Source organism: Streptomyces melanosporofaciens (assembly GCF_900105695.1).
Lineage (GTDB): Bacteria > Actinomycetota > Actinomycetes > Streptomycetales > Streptomycetaceae > Streptomyces > Streptomyces antimycoticus.
Genome location: NZ_FNST01000002.1, coordinates 3,004,959 through 3,025,597, shown reverse-complemented (window position 1 = coordinate 3,025,597; position 20,639 = coordinate 3,004,959). Strand labels below are relative to the sequence as shown.

General features: G+C 69.0%; 20 protein-coding genes and 1 pseudogene. 9 read left to right on the top strand and 12 right to left on the bottom strand.

Annotated elements, in window-relative coordinates; genetic code table 11:
- Nucleotides 1-2: 2 nt before the first annotated feature.
- From BLV72_RS15370 to BLV72_RS15350, 5 genes are all read right to left on the bottom strand, one after another.
- Nucleotides 3-347 carry a hypothetical protein gene (locus tag BLV72_RS15370; protein WP_244320775.1) on the bottom strand — a complete coding sequence of 115 codons (345 nt, stop codon included), beginning with the start codon at nucleotides 345-347 and terminating at the stop codon, nucleotides 3-5.
- Nucleotides 348-591: 244 nt separating this feature from the next.
- Nucleotides 592-2,220, bottom strand: coding sequence for a hypothetical protein (locus BLV72_RS15365; protein WP_093462894.1), 1,629 nt, complete (start codon nucleotides 2,218-2,220; stop codon nucleotides 592-594).
- A 24-nt stretch (nucleotides 2,221-2,244) separates the two neighbouring features.
- Nucleotides 2,245-4,383, bottom strand: coding sequence for a glycosyltransferase family 39 protein (locus tag BLV72_RS51065; RefSeq protein ID WP_093462892.1), 2,139 nt, complete (start codon nucleotides 4,381-4,383; stop codon nucleotides 2,245-2,247).
- Nucleotides 4,373-5,668, bottom strand: coding sequence for a glycosyltransferase (locus BLV72_RS15355; protein ID WP_093462890.1), 1,296 nt, complete (start codon nucleotides 5,666-5,668; stop codon nucleotides 4,373-4,375). The genes BLV72_RS51065 and BLV72_RS15355 overlap by 11 nt, the downstream gene beginning before the upstream one ends.
- The gene (locus tag BLV72_RS15350) at nucleotides 5,665-6,174 is read right to left on the bottom strand and encodes a GtrA family protein (protein WP_093462888.1); all 510 of its coding nucleotides are present in this window, start codon (nucleotides 6,172-6,174) and stop codon (nucleotides 5,665-5,667) included. Before BLV72_RS15350 ends, BLV72_RS15355 begins: the two co-directional genes overlap by 4 nt.
- A gap of 293 nt (nucleotides 6,175-6,467) precedes the next feature.
- On the opposite strand from BLV72_RS15350, the gene BLV72_RS15345 reads away from it, so the two are divergent.
- From BLV72_RS15345 to BLV72_RS48765, 6 genes are all read left to right on the top strand, one after another.
- On the top strand, nucleotides 6,468-7,631 hold the full coding sequence (locus tag BLV72_RS15345) for a S8 family serine peptidase (protein ID WP_244320774.1): 1,164 nt from the start codon (nucleotides 6,468-6,470) through the stop codon (nucleotides 7,629-7,631).
- Nucleotides 7,632-7,649: 18 nt separating this feature from the next.
- On the top strand, nucleotides 7,650-8,396 hold the full coding sequence (locus tag BLV72_RS15340) for a glycoside hydrolase family 6 protein (protein ID WP_244320773.1): 747 nt from the start codon (nucleotides 7,650-7,652) through the stop codon (nucleotides 8,394-8,396).
- The gene (locus BLV72_RS49835) at nucleotides 8,366-8,722 is read left to right on the top strand and encodes a glycoside hydrolase family 6 protein (RefSeq protein ID WP_244320772.1); all 357 of its coding nucleotides are present in this window, start codon (nucleotides 8,366-8,368) and stop codon (nucleotides 8,720-8,722) included. Before BLV72_RS15340 ends, BLV72_RS49835 begins: the two co-directional genes overlap by 31 nt.
- A gap of 306 nt (nucleotides 8,723-9,028) precedes the next feature.
- The gene (locus tag BLV72_RS15335) at nucleotides 9,029-9,376 is read left to right on the top strand and encodes a response regulator (protein WP_093462885.1); all 348 of its coding nucleotides are present in this window, start codon (nucleotides 9,029-9,031) and stop codon (nucleotides 9,374-9,376) included.
- Nucleotides 9,377-9,384: 8 nt separating this feature from the next.
- The gene (locus BLV72_RS15330; RefSeq protein ID WP_244320771.1) at nucleotides 9,385-10,647 is read left to right on the top strand and encodes a glycoside hydrolase family 5 protein; all 1,263 of its coding nucleotides are present in this window, start codon (nucleotides 9,385-9,387) and stop codon (nucleotides 10,645-10,647) included.
- Between the two features lie 205 nt (nucleotides 10,648-10,852).
- Nucleotides 10,853-11,587, top strand: a complete 735-nt coding sequence (locus BLV72_RS48765; RefSeq protein WP_208905631.1) for a signal peptidase II — start codon at nucleotides 10,853-10,855, stop codon at nucleotides 11,585-11,587.
- A gap of 91 nt (nucleotides 11,588-11,678) precedes the next feature.
- Here the strand turns inward: BLV72_RS48765 and BLV72_RS51060 are convergent.
- The 6 genes and pseudogenes from BLV72_RS51060 to BLV72_RS15295 all read right to left on the bottom strand — a co-directional run.
- Nucleotides 11,679-11,753 (bottom strand): annotated as a pseudogene (locus BLV72_RS51060) (zf-HC2 domain-containing protein); the annotation flags it as partial.
- Nucleotides 11,754-11,827: 74 nt separating this feature from the next.
- Nucleotides 11,828-12,373, bottom strand: coding sequence for an RNA polymerase sigma factor (locus tag BLV72_RS15315; RefSeq protein ID WP_093462877.1), 546 nt, complete (start codon nucleotides 12,371-12,373; stop codon nucleotides 11,828-11,830).
- A gap of 164 nt (nucleotides 12,374-12,537) precedes the next feature.
- A complete protein-coding gene (locus tag BLV72_RS15310; protein ID WP_093462875.1) occupies nucleotides 12,538-13,350 on the bottom strand; it encodes a zf-HC2 domain-containing protein in 813 nt (270 codons plus the stop codon).
- Complete coding sequence (locus tag BLV72_RS15305; protein WP_059142437.1) at nucleotides 13,347-13,940, bottom strand: sigma-70 family RNA polymerase sigma factor; 594 nt, start codon at nucleotides 13,938-13,940, stop codon at nucleotides 13,347-13,349. Before BLV72_RS15305 ends, BLV72_RS15310 begins: the two co-directional genes overlap by 4 nt.
- 169 nt (nucleotides 13,941-14,109) lie before the next feature.
- Nucleotides 14,110-15,147: a rod shape-determining protein gene (locus tag BLV72_RS15300; protein ID WP_093462873.1), complete on the bottom strand. Its 1,038-nt coding sequence runs from the start codon at nucleotides 15,145-15,147 to the stop codon at nucleotides 14,110-14,112.
- Nucleotides 15,148-15,433: 286 nt separating this feature from the next.
- Nucleotides 15,434-17,122 carry a bifunctional 3'-5' exonuclease/DNA polymerase gene (locus tag BLV72_RS15295; protein ID WP_093462871.1) on the bottom strand — a complete coding sequence of 563 codons (1,689 nt, stop codon included), beginning with the start codon at nucleotides 17,120-17,122 and terminating at the stop codon, nucleotides 15,434-15,436.
- A 304-nt stretch (nucleotides 17,123-17,426) separates the two neighbouring features.
- Between BLV72_RS15295 and BLV72_RS15290 the strand changes: the two genes are divergently transcribed.
- Together BLV72_RS15290 and BLV72_RS15285 are read left to right on the top strand one after the other, a co-directional pair.
- Nucleotides 17,427-17,660, top strand: coding sequence for a DUF397 domain-containing protein (locus BLV72_RS15290; protein ID WP_093470357.1), 234 nt, complete (start codon nucleotides 17,427-17,429; stop codon nucleotides 17,658-17,660).
- Between the two features lie 62 nt (nucleotides 17,661-17,722).
- Entirely contained in the window at nucleotides 17,723-18,874 is a 1,152-nt protein-coding gene (locus BLV72_RS15285; protein WP_093462870.1) for a site-2 protease family protein, read from the top strand.
- Between the two features lie 47 nt (nucleotides 18,875-18,921).
- Here the strand turns inward: BLV72_RS15285 and BLV72_RS15280 are convergent, their stop codons facing one another.
- Entirely contained in the window at nucleotides 18,922-19,413 is a 492-nt protein-coding gene (locus tag BLV72_RS15280) for an ATP-binding protein (RefSeq protein ID WP_093462868.1), read from the bottom strand.
- Between the two features lie 305 nt (nucleotides 19,414-19,718).
- Between BLV72_RS15280 and BLV72_RS15275 the strand changes: the two genes are divergently transcribed.
- Nucleotides 19,719-20,582 (top strand): helix-turn-helix domain-containing protein, encoded by an 864-nt coding sequence (locus BLV72_RS15275; RefSeq protein ID WP_093462867.1) that lies wholly within the window; start codon nucleotides 19,719-19,721, stop codon nucleotides 20,580-20,582.
- Nucleotides 20,583-20,639: the final 57 nt, after the last annotated feature.

The window sequence follows — 20,639 nt, the reverse complement described above, 5'->3', positions numbered from 1 at the left end:
CACTACCCACCTCCCTTGAGGACGGCACCCTGCAGTTCGCGGATGCTGAATTCATCGCGCCGGCAGTGCGCCAGCGAGGGCATGACCGCGGCCAGTGGCGCGACCAGCACGTTGTAGTGGCTTCCGATGCGGTCGCATACGGCGACCGCCGTCGCGGCGTCCCACACCGCCGCCCAGAAGGCCCAGTCGTGTCTCTGGTGGTTCCGGGCGGTGTCCAGGGCGGCCCGGCGCGCCACCGAGGCGGCGACCAGGATCCGGTACCGCTCCTCGGGTGTGGTGGTGCGATGGACCACTGCCCAGCCCTCGGCGCGGGTCTGGCTGGACGTCTGCTTCCACAGATCGGCCACCCGGTCGATTTCCTCTGGGGAGAGGTCCTCGATATGGGTCAGGAATTGTAGGACTCTTCGTGAGTTAGGGCCGAAAACTACGCTCATAGGACACTCCAGGACGCATGGTACATCTATGGAACTGGTGAGCCGCCCTACGGCCGCCGGCGGCCGGCCGCTCCCTGGAACGTGGGCCTGCCTTCCGGCCGTATTCGCCGTCCGGCGCGGTCCGGCCCACGTTCTTCCTCGGTGCCGTTCGCCGGCCCTAATCTCCGCGTCCCTGGGACATGTTGATGCTCGCCTTCGCGACCCCACCGCTCTTCTGGCCGATGAGCTGGAAGGCCACACCGCTCTCGTCCGCCGGGGTGATCTTGTACGAGCCCACGGCCGACGCCTTGCCCCGGCTGTCCACCTGGAAGGTCCCGATCTTGCGCTGACCGTTCGCGCCCGACCCGGCGTAGGCGGTCACCGTCTCGCCCGGGGCGAACCCCGCCACGTAGAAGCTGAGCGTGGTGCCCGCCCTGCCGCCGAAGGCGCTGGGCTCGGCGGACGGGGTGTACGGCAGCACGGTGAAGCCCGAGCGGACCACGGCCCGGCTCTGGTCGCCGATCGCCATCAGCGTCTGCCGCCCCTTGAGGCCGAAGGGCACGTTGAACGCCACGTCGCGGATCTGCCCCATGCCGTTCGCCTGGGCGGTGAAGGCCGGCAGACCGCCGGTGGAGTTGATGTAGACCAGCACCCGTTCGCCGGGCGCGAACTTGTTGGCGGACAGCGTGATCCGCTGACCGGCCTTGAGCGCGTACGGCTTGGACTTCATCGAGGGGTACATGGCCAGCATCTGGAAGGGCGCGGTGGCCGTGGTCTTGCTGCGCTTGCCCACCAGGACCAGGGTGCTGGAGCCGGTCGGGGCCACGCCCACCTTGATCGCCGCATGGGCGACGCTGCCGCTGCTGTCGGTGTGCAGCGTGGTGACGGGGGTGCCGGTGGTCCGTCCCCAGAAGACGTCGATGGTCTCACCCGGGCGGAAGCCGCGGGCGTTGACCGTCACCACGTCGCCGGGGCGGCCGACCAGCTTGTTGATCTTCGCGGTGCCGACGGCGCCACCGGTGATCACCTTGGCCTCCGCCGTCTTGGTGCTGCCGCGCTGCTGGGCGACCAGGGTCGCGGGCCGGTTGCCCGCGCTCTCGGGCATGGTGAACCGGGCGTAGATCGATCCGGACTTGTCCGAGCGCACACTGCCGATGGCGCGGCCCTTGGTGTCCGACTTCCGGACCTTGAGCAGGATGTCCACCGTGGCCTTCTTGTCGAAGCCACCGCCCTCGACCGCGGCGCTGCCGCCGGGGTTCACCAGGCCCGGGTTGATCACGATGATCGGGCCGGATGCCTGGGGGACCCGCTGGTTGCCCAGCTTGATGGTCTTGGGCTGCTTGGGCGGGCGTATCTCCTGCTCCTGCCGGGAGTGCTCCTTCTTCGGGGCGCCCCCGCCTCCGCCGCCGGTGGTGTTCAGGGCGCCTCCGAAGCCGCCGCGCGCGACCACCTGGACGAGCGATCCTATGATCGCGAAGACCACGAGAGCGAGCAGAGCGGTCTTCCAGGTGAGCTTTTTCTTCTTGTCACCGTCGGGGGTGTTCTCCTCGTCGAGGGTGTTCTTCTGGTGGGGGAGGTTCTCCTCGGCGAGGGGGCTTTCCTCCTCGGGGATTTCCTCTTCCTCGAGGATGTCGTCGTCCTCATCGGAGACGTCCTCTTCCTCGGGGATCTCCTCCTCCTCGAGGATGTCGTCTTCCTCGGAGATACCGTCTTCCTCGGAGACGTCGTCCTCCTCGGGGATTTCCTCCTCGTTCTCGGGATCATCCCTGTCCTCCCGAACATCCCAGTCGTCGTCGTACTCAGGCATGGCCTTCACCTCCTCTTCCCATGGCTACTGCACACGGTAGATTTCCAGCCTGATATTGCCCTCGGTCACCGACCAGACGCGGTTGGAATTTCGCAGCGCCTGGAGTATCCAGTTCTCCCGGCCGTCGGAATTGTTGAGCATCATGGATCTGCGCATCTTGTTCGACATGATGATGTAGTCCACGTTCTGCCACTTCTTCTTGAACAGTTTGTCGCGGACGTCCGGGTCGGACGAGGCGTTCCAGTGGGAGTGCGCGTACGGGTAGAACGGGCGGATATCGTGCAGTTGACTCCACAGGTCGTCGTCCATGACGATGCGCGAATTCGGCGGAACGTGCTTGCGTACCCAGGCGATCTGAGCGTGCTGCATTCCGGTGAGGTTGATCTTGGACTGGTACTGGTCGGCAATCTGCGTACGGCCCTCGGTATTGGTGTGGACGAGATATCCGGAGGCCGGTGACGCCAGGAGCAGAATGGCGACGAACGACGGCACGGCGACCCGGGTCATGGAATGGGCACCACGCATGAACCGACTGGCGAACGAGCCCTTGAGCAACCGGTCCGTGACCATGCCGACATTGAGCGCGAACATCGGGATCAGCGGCGTGACGTAGAAGTCCAGCACCACGCTGCCGCGCACCAGATAGAAGGCGTATCCGAAGGCCAGCGTTCCGGCGACCAGAAAGCCCAGGTTGCGCCTGCGGTTCCGCACGCCGATCCACAGGCAGATCACCATCGCGCACACCCCGGCGATCAGCAGGACCTTGTCCCGCACCAGCCAGCTGGTCTGAAGCAGTCCGGTGTGGCTGAAGAGGGTGCCCTGGTTACGGTTGAGCTGCCACCACAGGGTGTAGAGCAGCGAGACGTGGTCAGCGGGCGGATTGTTCAGATCGAAGTCGAATCCGCTCGGCAGCAGCTCGTTCTTGAGCAGTGCGTAGGTCACATATGCGCCGATCGGGCTGAGCGCGGCGAATGGCCAAAGGGCCCTGGTGAACCGATGGCTGGGCGATCCCTTGATTCTTCGGTAGAGCAGATACATGAAGGTCGGCACGAAGAAGATCGCGTTCTCCTTGGTGATCAGGGCCATCCCCAGCGCCACCCCGCCGCCGAACACCGCTCTGATCGTGACTTCCCGGCGGAGCAGCATGAACAGGCTCAGCAGCAGCCAGAAGATCATCAGGTTGTCCAGCAGGACCTGCCGCTGGAAGTAGACCGCGATCGGCGAGACGTTGAAGAGGAACGCGGTGACGGTGGCGGCCAGCACACTGCCGGACAGCCGCCGGGCGATCTCGAACAACAGATAGACGCTGGCGATATGCACCAGCAGCATCAGAAATCGTCCGGTGTTGATTGCGCTCCCGAAGGTCTCGAACTGCTTCGGCAGCGGAAAGGCCCAGCCGGCCAGGGTGATCCAGCCCAGCGGGGCGTGGTCGTAGTCGTAGGTGTACGGGGACAGGCTGGTCTCCCGCAGCACCGACCACGCCCGCTGCATATAGATGCCCTCGTCGGTGAGGTAGAGGGGGTAGCGGAACAGGTGGTAGCCGTGGGTGAGCACGCCGGTCAGCAGGGAGACGACCAGGGCGATCTTGCCCTTGGTCCCCAGCGGGGGGAACCAGCCGCGCGCCACGGAGAACCGCGGGCCGCGACGCGGACGCCGCGCGGAGGCCTTGGCGTTCTTGGCCGCCACGGTCTTCTTTCCTGGCGTGGCGCTCTTGTTCGGTGCGGTCTTCTTGCCTGGTGCGGTGCTCTTGGCCGCCACGGTCTTCTTTCCTGGCGTGGCGCTCTTGGCCGGTGCGGTGCTCTTGCCTGGCGTGGCGCTCTTGGCCGCCACGGTCTTCTTGCCCGGCGCGGCGCTCTTGGCCGCCACGGTCTTCTTGCCTGGTGTGGCGCTCTTGGCCGCCACGGTCTTGTTGCCCGGTGCGGCGCTCTTGGCCGCCACGGTCTTCTTGGCCGCCACGGTCTTCTTGCCCGGTGCGGTGCTCTTGGCCGGTGCGGTGCTCTTGTTTGGTGCGGTCTTCTCGTCCGGTGCGGTGCTCTTACTCGGTGCGGTGCTCTTGTCCGGCGGCGTGGTGCTCCTGTTGGGCGCGGTCTCCTTGTCCGCCGCGGTCTTCCGGCCTTCCGAGTCGACGGGCGCCGACCGCGAGGGCGTGGTGTTATCCGACACGCGACTCCGCCTCCTCGGTGGTGGCCCGGTGGGCACCTACGTGCTGTGTCTTCTCCCAGTCGTGGCGGCCGAGCATCTCGCGCCGCATGGCCCGCAGCGCGGCGTACGCGAGGATCATCTGAAAGGGGAACCAGGCGATGGCCATGCGCATGAGGGCTTTGGGCGAGGCTTCGAGGCCATGGGCGCCGGTGAACTCGTACAGACCGACCGCCTGGACCAGAAAGTGCGCGGCCAGCAGCAGTACGGGCAGATACGAGCAGAGCGCGATCAGCACCGGCACCTTGAGGATGAGGATCATGCCGAGCGAGATCGGCAGATAGAGGCCGAGCAGCGCCTGTCCGCGCGGGAACACCAGGACGTAGAAGGCGAGCCAGCGCTGTTTGCGCGTCGGCATCTTCTTCCACGTGCCCTTCTTCAGGGTCTGTATGAAGCCCTGGCTCCAGCGGGTGCGCTGCCGGATGAAGTGGCCGAGGGTCGGCGGGGTCTCCTCCTTGGTCACATACCGGTCGTCATAGACGACGCGCACCCGCTCGCCCATGGCGGATATCCGCAGGCCCATGTCGGCGTCCTCGGTGAGGTTGCGGTCGTCCCAGCCGCCGAGCCGCAGCAGCAGTTCACGGGCGAAGAAGACGGTGTTCCCGCCGAGCGGGATCGAGCCGTGGTGGGCGTGGTAGTGCAGCCGGCTCTTGAACCAGAAGAAGTACTCCAGGACGTTGAGCGTCGAGTACCAGTTGGACTCGTAGTTCATCAACTGCACACCGGCCTGGACCACTCTGACCTTCTCCTGCACCATCACGGTGTTCACCAGGCTGAAGATCTCCGGGTGGATATCGTCCTCCGCGTCGAAGATCGTCACCACTTGGTTGGCGGTGTGCGGAAGCGCCGTGTTGAGGCCGTGCGGTTTGTTGATCGGCTGGTCGTCGAACACCACGACCCGCACGTTGCGCAGCCCTTTCCGCTTCAGCTCGTCGATCTTCTCCTCGGCTTTTTTGATCGTGCCGTCGTCGTCCTGTGAGCAGATCACGAAGACCTCCAGCAGTTCGGCCGGATAGTTGGCCCGCACCACGCGCTCGATGGTGTTCTGGATGACGTCTTCCTCATGCCGGGCGGGCAGCAGGACACTGAAGGAGATCTGGGGCGGCAGGAACTCATCCGGTGCCCTGGCCTTCCGTTCGGCATCCGACCGGTCCCAGGTGTAGAGCATGAGGTAGAGGACGTGGGCCGACTGGACGGTGAGCAGAACCGAGACCACGATCAGCACCAGGTAAATGATGGAGACAATCATCGGCTCCGCCTCCCCCAGACCCAGCCGGTACTCGACGCGAAGTTGACCGCGAAAGCCGCCGCGATGCCGAGGCAATTCGCCAGCAGCAGATGCGTTCCGCCGCGCACCAGTGACCAGACGATGAGCACATTGACCCCGAGTCCGCCCAGGACCGAGACATTGAACTTGATGAATCGACGGAGGGACGGAGTGCCGACCGCGAAGGTCCATCGGTCGTTCAGCAGATAGTTGTGCACCACGGCCAGTTCCACCGCTATCGCCGACGCCGCCAGGAGCGGAAGTCCGACCCAGTGATAGAGAACGAAGAGGACCACCGTGTTCACGAGCACACCGCCCCCGCCGACGACCGCGAACCGAAGGGCCAGCCCGGGCATACCGGCCATCGGGTTCCGGACCGGGAGGGCTCGCGAGAGCATTCCGGTCCGCTTACGGTCTTTGCCGGCGGAGGTATCCGTCTCTTCGTCCGGCTCTCCGGTGCGCTCGCTGAACGTTCGGAAACGCTGCATCGCGACTCCCTCGACAGGAGGCTCTTATCGCCCTTGGCCCAAGAGTGCGTCACCCGAAAAGGAGGTAGTACCCGCGACCGGGGGAGCGGGTGGTACACCTTCGGCGGGCCCCGCCGCTCCCCCGTATTGGGGAGAGCCGGGTCGCAGGTATCCCGACCGGTCCCCCAAAGAAGGGACGGGTCGCTCACTCTCTCGCGGGTGTCAGTACCTGCGGGGGATGCCCAAGATGAAATGGGCCCGACGGCCTTGCGTCCCGTGCGAAGAGAGTAGGTGACGTAATGTCAGGTCACGTGATGTCACGCCATCCATTCGCCGGCCGGGCCGGAGCGGTCATCGCAGCGATGACGCTCGCACTGGCCACGCCGGCTGCGGCAAGTGATTCCCATTCCGGTGGGCTGCACGATTCCGAATGGGCGCTGACCGCGCTCAAAGCGGAACGCGCCTGGAAAATCAGCAAGGGTGCCGGAGTGACCGTGGCGGTCATCGGCACCGGGGTCGACGCAACACATCCGGATCTGCGCGGGCGCGTGGTCCGCGGAAAGGATTTCGCGGGCGGCACCGGCGGCTTCGGCACCCGGGACGGAGGCAAGGCGGCCGAGCAGTCCACCCATGCCGCCGGGATCATCGCGGGCACCGGCCGTAATTACCGCGGCGACGGGGTGTACGGCCTCGCGCCCCAGGCCAAGGTGATGCCGCTCGGCGTCTACCGCGACGGAAAGGCCCTCCCCGACCCCACCGCGAAGGCCATACGCCACGCGGTCGGCCAGGGCGCCCGCGTCATCGATCTGGCCGTCTCCTTCAAGCGCCCGACCCCCGCGCTGCGGTCCGCGGTGAAGTACGCCGTCGCCAAGGACGCCGTGATCGTGGCCGGCGCGGGCGACAACGGCAAGGAGGGCAACAAGCCCACCTACCCGGCCGCCCTCCCCGGAGTGGTCGCCGTGGTGGCCACCGACAAGAAGGGCGCCGTCTGGACCTCCTCCCACCACGGTGGGAAGACCCTCCTGGCGGCCCCCGGCGTCTCCATCCTCACCACCTCCGGCAACAACGACTACTGGACCGGCGACGGCACCGCCTTCGCGGCGCCCTGGGTCGCGGCGGGCGCCGCGCTGCTGCGCTCGGAGCACCCCCGCTGGAACGCCAACCAGGTCGTCCAGAAGCTGATCGACACCGCCGACCGCAAGGGCTCAGCGGGCCATGACCCGCGCTATGGATACGGGGTGATCGCCCCGGCCAAGGCGCTGGCGGACCGGGCCGCGCCACCGGCCTCCGCCGAGCTCTCCGCCCCCCGCCGCCATCCGGCCGCCACCCCGGCCGCCTCCGCCGACAAAACCGACGGGGATGAATCCGCCCTGGTCACGATAGGGGTGGTGGCCGGAGTCCTGGTGGTGCTCGCGGTCCTGGCGGTGGTGCTCATCAGCCGGCGCAGGCCCCCGCCCGACAACTCCCACAACGGCTGAGGCCGGACTGGACTCGCCATGATCACGAAACTGTGCGCACGCGTCCGCCGCCCCCGCCCGCCGGCCGGCGGACGTAAGCCCAAGTGGGCGGGGCGGGGCATCGCCCAGCTGATCGTGATGGTGCTGGTGGTCGAGGTGGTGATGGCGGCGACCACCGTGCAGGCCCTGTTCGTGGGCCCGGTGCGGCAGCCGAACGGCAAGCCGTCGCTCCCCGTGGCCAAGCCGTTCTTCCCGGCGACGACCCGCTTCTACACCGACCCCCACAACCCGGCCGCGACCTGGGTGCGGGACCATCCGCACGACCGGCGCGCGTCGGCCATCGCCGAGCGGATCGCCGCCGAGCCCCAGGCCGCCTGGCTCACCGAGACCAATGAGTCCCTGGTCGAGGAGCGCACCCGGTCCCTGGTCCGCACCGCCGCCGCCCAGCGGCGGCTGCCGGTGCTGGTCCCGTACACCATCCCGCAGCGCGACTGCCAGCAGCTGAGCTCCGGCGGCGCGGGGGACACGGCCGCCTACGGGCGCTGGAGCGAGGCCCTCACCCGGGGGATAGGGGACGGGCGCGCCATCGTCATCCTCGAACCGGACGCGCTCGCCCATATGAGCTGCCTCAAGCGGCGGCAGCAGGCGGAGCGGTTCGCGGCGCTGTCGTACGCGGCGCGGGCGCTCCAGCGGGGGCGCCGCGGGCCCGGGTCTACTACGACGCCGGGAACTCCGGATGGCAGCCCGCGCGCACCATGGCCGATCGGCTGCGGCGGGCCGGTATAGAGCGGTACGGGGACGGGATAGCGGTCAACGTCTCCAACTTCAACGCCACCGCAGACGAGGTGCGCTACGGACTCTCCGTGATCAGGGAGCTGCGCCGACCCCGGCTGGGGGTCGTGGTGGACACCAGCCGCAATGGGGCGGGGCCCACGCGGAAGCACAGCTTCTGCGATCCGCCGGGCCGCAAGCTGGGCAGGCCCCCCACCGCCGCCACCGGCATCCCCGGTATCGACGCCTTCCTGTGGGTCAAGCAGCCGGGGCAGGCGGACGGCTGTGCCGCCGGGGCGGGCATGTTCCTCCCCGGGTACGCCTACCGGCTGACACGCTGACTCGCGGGCCCCCTTGTCCCTCTGATCCCCTCCCCGCTGACCTCCTCAAAGGCGCCGGTCACCCCGTGACCGGCGCCTTTCGCATGCCCTGAGCACCTCGCACCACCCCCCCATATCGGACATAACCCTCATAAAACGGCCGAATTCTCCTACCTCAATTGAGGTAGGCGGAATTCGGCCGTTTGGTGTGCCCGGAATTCCTGCAATTGAGGTACGCAGATTTCAGTCAGCCGTACGGCGATTCGGACCTCGGTCGGTCCCTAATGTCGGTGAGCGAAAGGACAAGCCACGAAGGAGCTCCCATCGATGCACAGAGTTCTCGTCGTGGAGCACCACCCACTGGTGTTGAGTGCTCTCGCCGATCTCGTTGTCGAGGAGCCCGGACTGGAGCTATCCGGAATTGCAGGGTCGGCCCGAGAAGCAATTTCTCTGGCCAACCACATGCAGCCGGATGTGGTGCTGATCGACGTGGATGAGCGCAGCTGGCAAACGCAGCGGCTGGTCCGCCTGATCGGCGAACTCCTACCGTCCGCGCGGATTGTCCGGCTGACCGCAGTCTCCGACCCGCAGATGGAATGTCTGGAATCTCCGACGAACAACCCCAGCATCCTCAAGACCGCAGTACCCGAATTCCTCAGGAGCATCACCGAATGAATTCCCCCATGGACCAGAACAACGCCCCGACCACCGAGACCAAGCGCACGCCGCGCTCGCAGCGTCTCCGCTTCGGTATCGCCGCGGCCGTCGTCGCTGCTGCTGCCGTGGGTGGCACTGTCACCGCTTTCGCGGTGAACAACACCGATGGCCAGTCGGCCACCACCACCTCCGCCGCCGGGGCCAAGGCCACCGGTGCGGGCGCCGAGGGCCCGCTGTCCACGAAGAAGAGCGAGATCGTGGACGCCAACGGCAAGAAGGTCGTCCTGACCGGTGTGAACTGGTTCGGTTTCGAGACCGGCACCTACGCGCCGCACGGCCTGTGGACCCGTAACTGGGAGTCCATGCTGGACCAGATGGCCAAGCAGGGCTTCAACACGATGCGTCTGCCGTACGCGAACGAGATGTTCAAGTCGTCGGCCAAGCCCAACGGCATCGACTGGCACAAGAACCCCGATCTGAAGGGCCTCACCCCCCAGCAGATCATGGACAAGATCGTGAAGGGTGCCACCGACCGCGGCATCCGCGTGATCCTGGACCAGCACCGTCCGGACCAGTACGGCCAGAGTGAGCTGTGGTACTCCCAGAGCCTCACCGAGAAGCAGTGGCTGGACGACTGGGTCAAGCTGGCCAAGCGCTACAAGAACAACGACCGGGTGATCGGCGCCGACCTCCACAATGAGCCGCGTGGCCAGGCCACGTGGGGCGACGGCAACCCGAAGACCGACTGGCAGCTGGCGGCCACCAAGGCCGGTAACGCCATCCACAAGGTCAACAAGGACTGGCTGATCTTCGTCGAGGGTACGGACCGCCACAAGAACGAGCAGTTCTGGTGGGGCGGTGACCTCCAGGGTGTGAAGAAGCACCCGGTGAAGCTCAAGGAGCCGAACAAGGTCGTCTACTCGGCCCACGACTACGGTCCGGGCGTCTACAACCAGAACTGGTTCATGGCGAAGGACTTCCCGAAGAACATGCCGGCCATCTGGGACAAGCACTGGGCGTACATCAAGAAGCAGAACATCGCCCCGCTGCTGATGGGTGAGTTCGGTGGTAAGAAGACCGCCGGTAAGAGCTCCGAGGCCGTGTGGCAGAACGCCCTGATGGACTACCTCAAGAAGCACCAGATCAGCTACACCTACTGGACCTGGAACCCGGACTCGGGCGACACCGGCGGTGTGCTGAAGAACGACTGGAAGACCATCGACCAGAACAAGATGAAGATGCTGTCCAAGTACCAGACGCCTCTGCTGGAGGCGAAGAAGGGGAAGTAATCGTCGGAGTGACCCCTTCGGTACACCGCCGATGACCACCTGGAGGTCATGGGCAGTGGGCAGCAGCGAGGGCCCGCAGGCAGCCGCCTGCGGGCCCTCGTCTTTTTCCCGGCCGGAAGGGAAGCGCGGCGGACCCCCGGCGGGTTTCCCTCCCGGGCCGCGGACCGCGCCCGCGGACCGGCCCCCACCCCCAGGGAGGCCGATGATGAAGCCCCATCCGGCGACCGGCCGGCTGTTCTTCCCCCTGGTCGCGCTCGTCGTGATCGTGGCCGATCAGCTCAGCAAGGCGATGGCGCTGGCCGCCTGGAGCGGCACCGCCGGGCCACAGGCCCGGTTCGGCCCGTTCTGCGCGCTGCTGGTCCGCAACACCGGGGTCGCCTTCGGCCTGGGCCACAGCCGGCCCGCGCTGATCGTCGTGATCACGCTCGCGGGCGCGGTGGCCACACTGGGTGCGGCCGGTGCGGGGCTGCGGGCCCGTGGCCGGGGCGCGGCGCTGGGGCTGGGGCTGATCGCCGGGGGAGCGATGGGGAACGGCGCCGACCGGATGATCCGGTCGCCGGGCCCGCTGCGCGGTGCCGTCATCGACTGGATCACGCTGGACGCCCGCGGGCCGGTGTTCAACCTCGCCGATGTGGCCCTGATCACCGGGATCCTGCTCACCGCGGCCCTGCTGCTGCGCAGACCCTCGCGCGAACGGGCCGTCGCACTGCCCGGCGGGAGTGGGGGGCCCGACCCGATCGTCAGCCTCCGGCCTTGTGCACCGCGCCCTGATCCGCGTCCCGATCCGACCCCGGCACCCTCCCTGGGACCGGCTCCGGCTCCGCCTCCGCCGGCACCGCCCCGGGCACCGTCTCCGTCCCCGGGACCGGCTCCGTCGGCGCCGCCTCCGTCCCCGGCGCATGACTCTCCCGGTCCGCGAGGACTGCCGCGAAGTCCCTGAGCCGGTCCAGCACGATCGCATCGGTCGTCCCATGGGCGGCCAGCGCCTCGCTGATCCGCTGGTAGACGGCGAGCTCCCGGGCGCAGCGGTGGCACTCGGCCACATGGGTCCGCACCCGGGCCGCGGCCGGCGCCTCCAGCTCCCCGTCCAGATACGACTGGAGCATCGGCGCGCCCAGGGGACACCGTGTGGTCCGGAGCCGTCCGGTGGTCTGTGTGGTCCGCCACCATGTCCATCTCCTCATGCGCCACCTCGCTCCGATTCCACTCCCGTGTCCAGCAGCTGGTTCCGGATCCGCTTGCGCGCCCGGTGCAGCCTGCTCATCACCGTCCCCTTGGGGACGTCCAGCACCTGTGCGGCCTCCGCGTACGACAGCCCGTCCACATGCACCAGCCGCACCACCTGCTGGTCCCGTAGCGGAAGCGCCGTGAACGCGGCGTCCACGGCCTCGTCGAATGTCGTGTCGACCACCAGTTCCTCCGGTGTCGCGTCCCGGGCCGGGACCAGCCGCTCCAGTTCCGTATCCGGATCGTCGAGCAGCCGGGGCCGGCGCTGGCGGCGCCGGCTGACCTCCGCATGCCGCATGATCGTCAGCAGCCAGGCCCGTGGATGTCTCCCGTCAAAACGGCCGACTGCCCGGTACGCCCGTAGTAACGTGTCCTGCACGAGATCCTCGGCGTCGGCTCGCTGGGTGGTCAGTGACATGGCCACGCGCAGCAGCACCTCGAGCTCGGGCAGCACATACTGAGCGAACATGCGCTGCTGATGGGCGTCCGGGTCAGCCACGGGGTGCCTCCTCGGATCCGGACCCCCCGGGACGCGAAGCACGACATATCACACTCTGTGTAACATCTCGCTCACCGCGCCGCACGGGATGATCGGCGATCCGAGTGGCAGATCGGACGTTGAGGCAGACCGGACGTTCCAGCAGGATCAGACGTCGACGTAGCTCAGACGTTCAGGGAGACCAGGCGCTTTCCCTCGGCCGTACGGACTTCGAAGCGTTCGATGTCGGCACGCTTCATGCCCGCGCCGCCGTGGGCCCACAGCGGATCTCTCGCCTCCGCCTTGGGGCTGTCCTCGATCCCGTACCCCCATGCGGGCACCGACCAGGTCATCATCGTCTGCTCGTGGCCGTCCTTGGAGATCGCGATCAGGTTGCAGTCCAGGGGGCCCTTGAGGTTCTTCAGCCGCAGGACGGCGTCGGTGCCCCACATCTTGTCCTCCAGCGCGACCGCCGCGTTCACCTTGGTGTCCGGGTCGGTGCCCTGCACCTTGTCGGGCATTCCGGCGAAGAGGGCGCTCTCGTTGGGGGCGGCGGTCACGGAGCTGTCCGAGCCGCCGGAGGTGACCGCGATGGTGCCGACCGGACCGCCGACGATCAGGACGGCCGCCGCCGCGACCAGGTACAGCCCGCGCCGCCGCCGCTTGGCGCGGGATACGGCCACCTCGCCGACCATGCGCTGGAGCAGCGCCGGGCCGGGGCGCGCGGTGAGGGTCTCGATGGCGTTGGGAGTGGCGCTGAAGGCATGTGGCGTGTGGCCCGTGAGCTGGGTCCGCCCGGGGCTGCCGTGGATCCCGGGGATGTCGGCCGCCAGATCGGCCAGCAGGGGTTCCAGTCCGGTCAGCTCGTCGAGCTGCCGTCCGCACTGGTCGCAGCCGGCCAGATGCTCCTCGAAGTAGCTGGCCTCCGCCTCGTCGAGCACGCCGAGCACATACGCGCCAACGGCGTCATGTCCCGAGTGGTGCGTCTGCGCTGTCATGCCGTTACTCCTCTCTCCTCGAGCGCGAGCTTCATGGAGCGCAGCGCGTAGAAGACCCGGGACCGTACCGTCCCGCTGGGTATGCCCAGGGTCTGGGCCGCCTCGTTGACGGTCCGGCCCTTGAAGTAGGTCTCGACCAGCACCTCGCGATGGGCGTCACTGAGGTCCTGCATCGCGTCGGTCAAGGTCATGAGCCGCAGTGCACGGTCGATCTCGTCCTCCGCGGGCATGAGTTCCAACGGGGAGGGGTCGACCTCCTGCGGCCGGGCCTGCCGGCTGCGGTGTCCGTCGATCACGATCCGCCGGGCGACCGTGACCAGCCAGGGCCGGATGGAGCCGGTGGCCCGGGACAGCTGGTCGGCGTTCCGCCAGGCGCGCACCAGGGTTTCCTGGACGACGTCCTCGGCACGGTGCCGGTCGCCCGCGACCAGCCGCAGGACGAACGCGAGCAACGGCCCGGCGTGCTCCTGGTAGAGCGCGCGCATGAGGTGCTCGTCCGGCGTACCACGCCGGGATCTTGACGGACGCTCATCGGCCACGGCGGCGTCGTCGTGCACCTGAACCTCCAGGACCTGACCTGAGTTGGACATCTACGGACGCTCCCGGTCTGAGCCCCGGGGGGGATCGGCGGCCATGTCGGCCTCTTCCCCCTTCACTACGCACGGGGGGAGGCAGCCGCTCAACGCGTCGCGAAGAAATTCCGATCAGGGGTCAGGGGCCCGGCGGGCCAGGGGGTCGGTCAGGGCGCGGGCGGGGCGGTCAGGAGACCATCGCGTTCAGCAGCAGGGGCTGTACCTTGCCGTCGAGCATCGCGCCGAGCCCCTCGACCGCGCAGACGTCGGGGTGGTCGGCGATGTTCAGCGGCATCCCGGTGGCGTCCCGCAGCATCGTGTCGAACCCGGGCAGCACCGCGCTGCCGCCGGCCAGCATGATGCCGCGGTCGGCGAGGTCGGCCACCAGATCGGGCGGACAGCGGCGCAGCACCGTGCCGATGGCGTCCAGCACTCCGGTGAGCGGGGTGCGGATGGCGCTTTGTACGCTCCCGACATCGATCCGTACGGTCCGGGCGAGCCCCGTGGCCACGTCCCGGCCGTGCACCTCGGTGCTGGGCACGGCCGGTGCGCCGTCCGCGCTGTTCTTGAGCAGCAGATGCAATGGGCGAACGGCCTGGCTGGGCAGCATCAGCGCGTGCTCATTGCGCAGATACTGGACGACCGCGTGGTCCACGGTCTCCCCGCCCACCGGCACCCGCTCGGCGGCCACGATCGAGCCCAGCGACAGGACCGCGACCTGGGTGGTGGCCGCGCCGCACACCACGATCATCGTCGCCTCGGGCCGTTCCACCGGCAGACCACAGCCCACGGCGGCGGCGATCAGGGTGTCCACCAGCTCGACCCGCTTGGCGCCGATACCGGTGAGCGTCTCCACGGCGGCGCGCTGGGCGAGCGGGTCGGCGTCGTGCTGTACGCAGACGGCGGCGCTCACCAGCGGGCGGCGCCGCCAGGCCCGCCGCAGCTTGTTGCCCAGCAGCAGCCGCAGCATCCGCTGGGCCATCTCGATGTCGACGACGGTGCCGTTGGAGACCGGCCGGACGACGCGGATGTGCTCGGGCGTCCGCCCGGTCATCCGCTCCGCCAGCGCGCCGACCGCGATCAGCCCGCCGGTGTGGGTGTTCACGGCGGCGACGGTCGGCTCGTCGACGATGAGCCCGGTACGCCTGAGGTAGACACGCGTTCTGGCCGCGCCGAGGTCGACGGCGATGGAGCAGCGGCGCAGTGCCTCGATGCTGATGGTCATGGCAGGTCTCCCCTGTGGGCGGCGTGGCGGGCCGCCGCCCGGCGGCCCTCCGCTCTCATCGTGTGGGGACGATCAGGGCCGCTGCCTGCGGGGCTGAGCCGGTCGGGGGAGCGACTGCCCCTGGGCCGGAGCGGTGGATCGTCGCGGGCCCACGACGCCTGCACGGCGCGCCGCCCGGTTACGGCTGGACCGCTGGGGCTGCCCCTGCACCGGATGCCGGATGCCGGATGCCCCGGGCGTCAGCCGCTGCTGTCGCAGCCGCGAAGATCCACCGGACCCGGGGCGCCTACTTCGCGTCCGCGTAGCACTCCACCGCGGCCATGGTGAGGGGAAACCGCACCGGTGTCGGTCCGAAGGCGATCCGCCCGGCCGTCTCGCCCGCCTCGGCGATCGCCTCCCGGACCGCGTCGGCCTCCTCCTGGGGGCAGTGCACGATCACCTCGTCGTGCTGGAAGAAGACGATCTCCGCGCGCAGCCCCGCCCCGCTCAGCGACCGCCGCAGCGCGGCGAGCATCAGCAGGGCCCAGTCGGCGGCGCTGCCCTGCACCACGAAGTTCCGGGTGAACCGGCCCCGCGCGCGGGCGCTCGCCGTGCTGCCGTACGACGGCTCCTCCTGCTCCCGCGGCAGCCCCGCCTCGTCGGCCGGCTCCTCGGCGCCGCCGCCCGCGGGCGGGCAGGTGCGGCCGAGCCAGGTGCGCACCAGCCGGCCCTCCTCGCCCGCGCGGGCCGCGTCGTCCACATACGCCACCGCCGCCGGGAAGCGCCGCCGCAGGGCGGCGAGATGCTTCAGGCCGTCGCCGGAGGTCTGGCCGTACACCGCGCCCAGCAGTGCCAGCTTGGCCAGCTCGCGGCGGCCGGAGAAGGCGCGGTCGGACAGCGTCGCGTACAGATCCCGGCCGCTGCCCGCGACCTCCATCAGCCCGGGGTCGCGGGAGATCGCGGCGAGCACCCGGGGCTCCATCTGGTCGGCGTCGGCCACCACCAGCCGCCACCCCGGATCGGCCACCACCGCGCGCCGCACCACCTTGGGGATCTGCAGCGCCCCGCCGCCGTTCGTCGTCCAGCGGCCGGAGACGGTGCCGCCGGGCAGGTACTCCGGGCGGAAGCGGCCCTCGCGCACCCAGGACTGGAGCCAGGCCCAGCCGTGGGCGGTGTGCAGCCGGTAGAGCTTCTTGTAGCGCAGCAGCGGCTCCACGGCGGGGTGGTCGATCCGCTCGAGCTCCCAGGCGCGGGTCGAGCCGAGCGTGATGCCCGCACGGGCGAACGCCTTGACGACCTCGGCGGGCAGATCGGGCCGGACGCGGGTGCCGAAGGCGCGCGAGACCTCGTCGGCCAGCTCGACCAGGCGCTGTGGCTCCAGACCGCCCGGATAGCGCTCGCCGAGCAGCTCGTCCAGCAGCTCCCGGTGACGGTCCGCGCTCCAGGGCACCCCGGCGCGCCGCATCTCGGCGGCGATCAGCATCCCGGCCGACTCGGCGGTGGTCAGCAGCCGCATCCGGTCCGGGTGCTCGGCGGCCTCCGTACGGACCAGCTGCTCCGCGTAGACCGCGAGCAGCGCCTCCAGCGGGTCGGCGCCCGGCGGCAGCGGCGGCGGACCGGGCTCGAACAGCGACGGCTGGCCTCCGGCCGCCCGGGGCGGCGGATCCTCGGGGACGGGCAGCCCGCGCAGCCGGGCCCAGGCGGCGGCGAGCGAACGCGGTGCGCCCGAGCGCCCCTCATGGCCGAGGAGCAGCGCCTCGGCCGCCTCGATGTCATAGGCCCGCTCGACCCGGACCCCGGCGGCCAGCAGCCGCGGATAGACCTCGGCGGTGGACCGCCACACCCACCGGTCGGCCTCGGGGCGGGATCGCACGGCCTCCGCGATCCCGCCCTGGGCCGCCGTGACCTCCACTACCGGTCCGGCGGCCTTTCCGCGGGGGTCGAGCGGGCAGAGACGGACACCCCCGTCGTCCGTCTCCGCCGCCGCCCACCTCATGCCCGTGAGTCTCGCAGGGGGGTCTGACAACGCCCCGCGACGAGGTCCGCTCAACCCGGAGGGGGACTCGGACGTCATACATGACGACTGCTCTTCTTCACTCCGGGCAGGAGATGCCGGGTGTCGGGTGATCATGCAGATACGCATGGTGCACGTGCATCCGCCTGTGCATCTACCTGCGCATACGCAGATGCATTTGCCCATGCTTTTGCAAAGGAACGCAGCTATGATCCGAGACAGTTGACAGCTGCACGCATGTACGAACACGTGGAGAAGCCCTGTGCGCGACCACCCCTACAACGGCATGGCGGCCGCGGACCTCCAGGGGGTCGTCTGGCAGAAGAGCAGACACAGCAACTCCCAGGGTTCCTGTGTCGAGTTCGCCAAACTGCCCGGTGGGAACGTGGCCGTCCGCAACTCCCGGTTCCCCGACGGGCCGGCGCTGATCTACACCCCGGCCGAGGTCGAGGCGATGCTGCTCGGCGCCAAGGACGGCGAGTTCGACCATCTTGTGCAGGATTCGGCCGGTATGGGCTGATCGCCGCGGACGCGCGACACTGGTAGTGGCGAGCGGGGGCACCCGACTGATGTGAGACGGCGATGAGCGGCTCGGTGCGGGTCGGACGCATACTCGGGGTTCCACTGCGGATGCACTGGAGCGTTCCGGTGCTGATCGTCCTGCTCGCTTACGGGCTGGGGCGCCAGACGCTGCCCGCGTGGACCCCCGGCCGCACCGGCACCGTCTACGCCCTCGCCAGCGTCGTCGGCGCCGTGCTGCTGATGGGCAGCCTGCTGCTCCACGAGGCCGCGCACGCGGTCGCCGCCCGCCGTAAGGGCGTCTCGGTGGAGGACGTGACGCTCTGGGCGCTGGGCGGCATGACCAAGATGGGACGGCCCCGCACCGCCGGGGTCGCGTTCTGGGTGGCCGTCATCGGACCGCTCACCAGCCTGGTCATCGGCGGCGCCGCCCTCGGCGTGGGGATCGGGGTGCACGCGCTCACCGGATGGGGCGTGCCGACCGCCGTCCTGATCTGGCTGGGCTGGGCCAATCTGCTGCTGGGCGTCTTCAATCTGCTGCCCGCCTCGCCACTGGACGGTGGCCGGGTGGTGCAGGCCGCGATCTGGTGGCGCACCGGGGACCGGGAGCGCGCCGACCGGGCGGCGGGGCGCAGCGGCCAGATCCTCGGCGTTGCGCTCATCGCCCTCGGCTGGATCTCCTTCCTGCGCGGGAACACCGGCGGGCTGTGGCTCTCGCTCATCGGCCTCTTCATGGTGATCATCGCCAACGCGGAGCGGCAGCGGGCCGGGGTCAACACGGCGCTGCGCGGGGTGCGGGTGGCGGACGCGATGTCGGCGCCGGTCGCCGCCGGGGCCGACTGGCTGACCGTGGCACGGTTCATCGACGACGTGGCGGCCCACTCCCGGCATTCGGTGATGCCGGTGCTGGACTTCGAGGGACAGCCCAGCGGGGCCGTCCAGCTGCGCGCGCTCGCGGCGGTGCCGACAGAGGCCCGTGAGACCCAGCGGGTGCGCGATGTGGCGACGCCGCTGTCGCGGTGCACCGTGGCCGAGCCCGGTGAGCTGCTGAGCGAGGTGCTGGAGCGGGCGCGTCCGGGTGGCGGCGGTATGCCGGTGCTGGTGGTGGATCACGGGCAGCTGGAGGGGATCATCACGATGCACGATGTGAACCGGCTCTTCCAGCTCCATGGCCTGGGCATCACCACGGCCCCGCCGGAGTCCACCCGCCCGTGACCGCTCATGCGGAGCGGGCGCGTGTATTCAGGCGTGGGGGAGGCGGCTCACACCGGGGGGAGATGGAAGACGGCCCAGACGATCTTTCCGTGCGGGGTGCCCGGCAGCGGCTGCCAGCCCCAGCCGTCCGTGAAGGACTCCACGAGATGGAGCCCGCGCCCGGATTCCTCGCCGCAGCCCGCCTCGCCGGCCACCGGGCCCACGTCGCTGGGGTCGCGTACGGCGCACACCAGCCGTGAGGGGCCACGCATCAGATGGAGCCGCACCGGCCGCTCGGGCTCACCGGGCGTCGCCGCGGTGCCGGGCAGGGCGTGCCGGAGCGCGTTGGTGACCAGTTCGGAGACGACGAGCGCCACTTCGTCGAGGAGTTCGGGGATGTTCCACTGCCGCAGGGTGGAGCCGGTGAACTGCCGGGCCCCCTTGACCGCCTCGAAACGGGCGGGAAGGGCACAGGAGACGGATCCGGAGACGGCGGAGGGGTCGATCGCGGTAAGCCCTTGCCACAAGGGTTCCAGCAGGGCCGAACCTTCGCTCCCCATGCGAGCACTCCTGCATCCGTGGCCGTGACGAACTCTGGCCAGATTTCGTACCAGCTAGCACGTGCGCACAGCCTATGGTTTCGAATGCGCACGTCAGATGCAAGGGCAAATGCACGTGCACGCACATCAGTTGGTCCGGTCCGATCGGTTTTAGTCGGATATCTGACTCCGTACACTGACGTACAACCTCGGGCTGAGTAACGACATGCCTACGGCGCGGAGCCCGAACAGTGGCAGACTTCACCCTCAGAGGCTGCGGGGGTGCCGTTCGCAAGGATGCTTTCCGTACAGGGAGGATCGCGGAAATGGCCGCAGGCGAGTCGAGTGGATCGGTGGTGCGCCGTATCCTCCTGGGCTCTCAGCTCAGACGGTTGCGCGAGGCCCGCGGCATCACCCGTGAGGCGGCGGGCTATTCGATCCGCGCCTCCGAATCCAAGATCAGCCGCATGGAGTTGGGCCGGGTGAGCTTCAAGGCGCGGGACATCGAGGATCTGCTCACGCTGTACGGAGTCACCGACGACGCGGAGCGCGCGGCACTGCTCGGGATCGTCCGCGAGGCCAATGTCGCCGGGTGGTGGCACAGTTACGGCGATGTGCTGCCCGGCTGGTTCCAGACCTATGTCGGCCTGGAGGGCGCCGCCTCCCATATCGGCTGCTACGAGGTCCAGTTCGTGCACGGTCTGCTGCAGACCGAGGGCTACGCCCATGCCGTGGTCACCCGCGGCCAGCCCCAGGCGTGCACCGAGGAGGTCGAGCGGCGGGTGGCGCTGCGCCTCGAGCGGCAGAAGCTGCTGGTCTCCGAGCGCGCCCCGGCGGTCCATGTGGTGCTGGACGAGGCCGCGCTGCACCGCCCCTACGGCGGGCGCGGCGTGATGTCCGCCCAGCTCCGTCATCTGATCACGGTCTCCGAGTATCGACATGTGACGCTCCAGGTGATGCCGTTCGCCTTCGGCGGGCATGCGGGGGAGAGCGGTGCGTTCACCCGGCTGCGCTTCCCGGAGTCCGACCTTCCCGACATCGTCTATCTGGAACAGCTCACCAGCGCGCTCTATCTGGACAAGCGCGATGAGGTCTCCCAGTACGAGCGGGTGTTGGAGCGGCTCAGCGCGGACAGCCTGTCCCCGGAGAAGAGCCGGGATTTGCTCCGAGGGCTCCTTCACGACGCCTGACCCGTCAGTAGGATGACGTTCTGTCAGGAATACCCCCCACCCGTGCGCGGCTGTCGG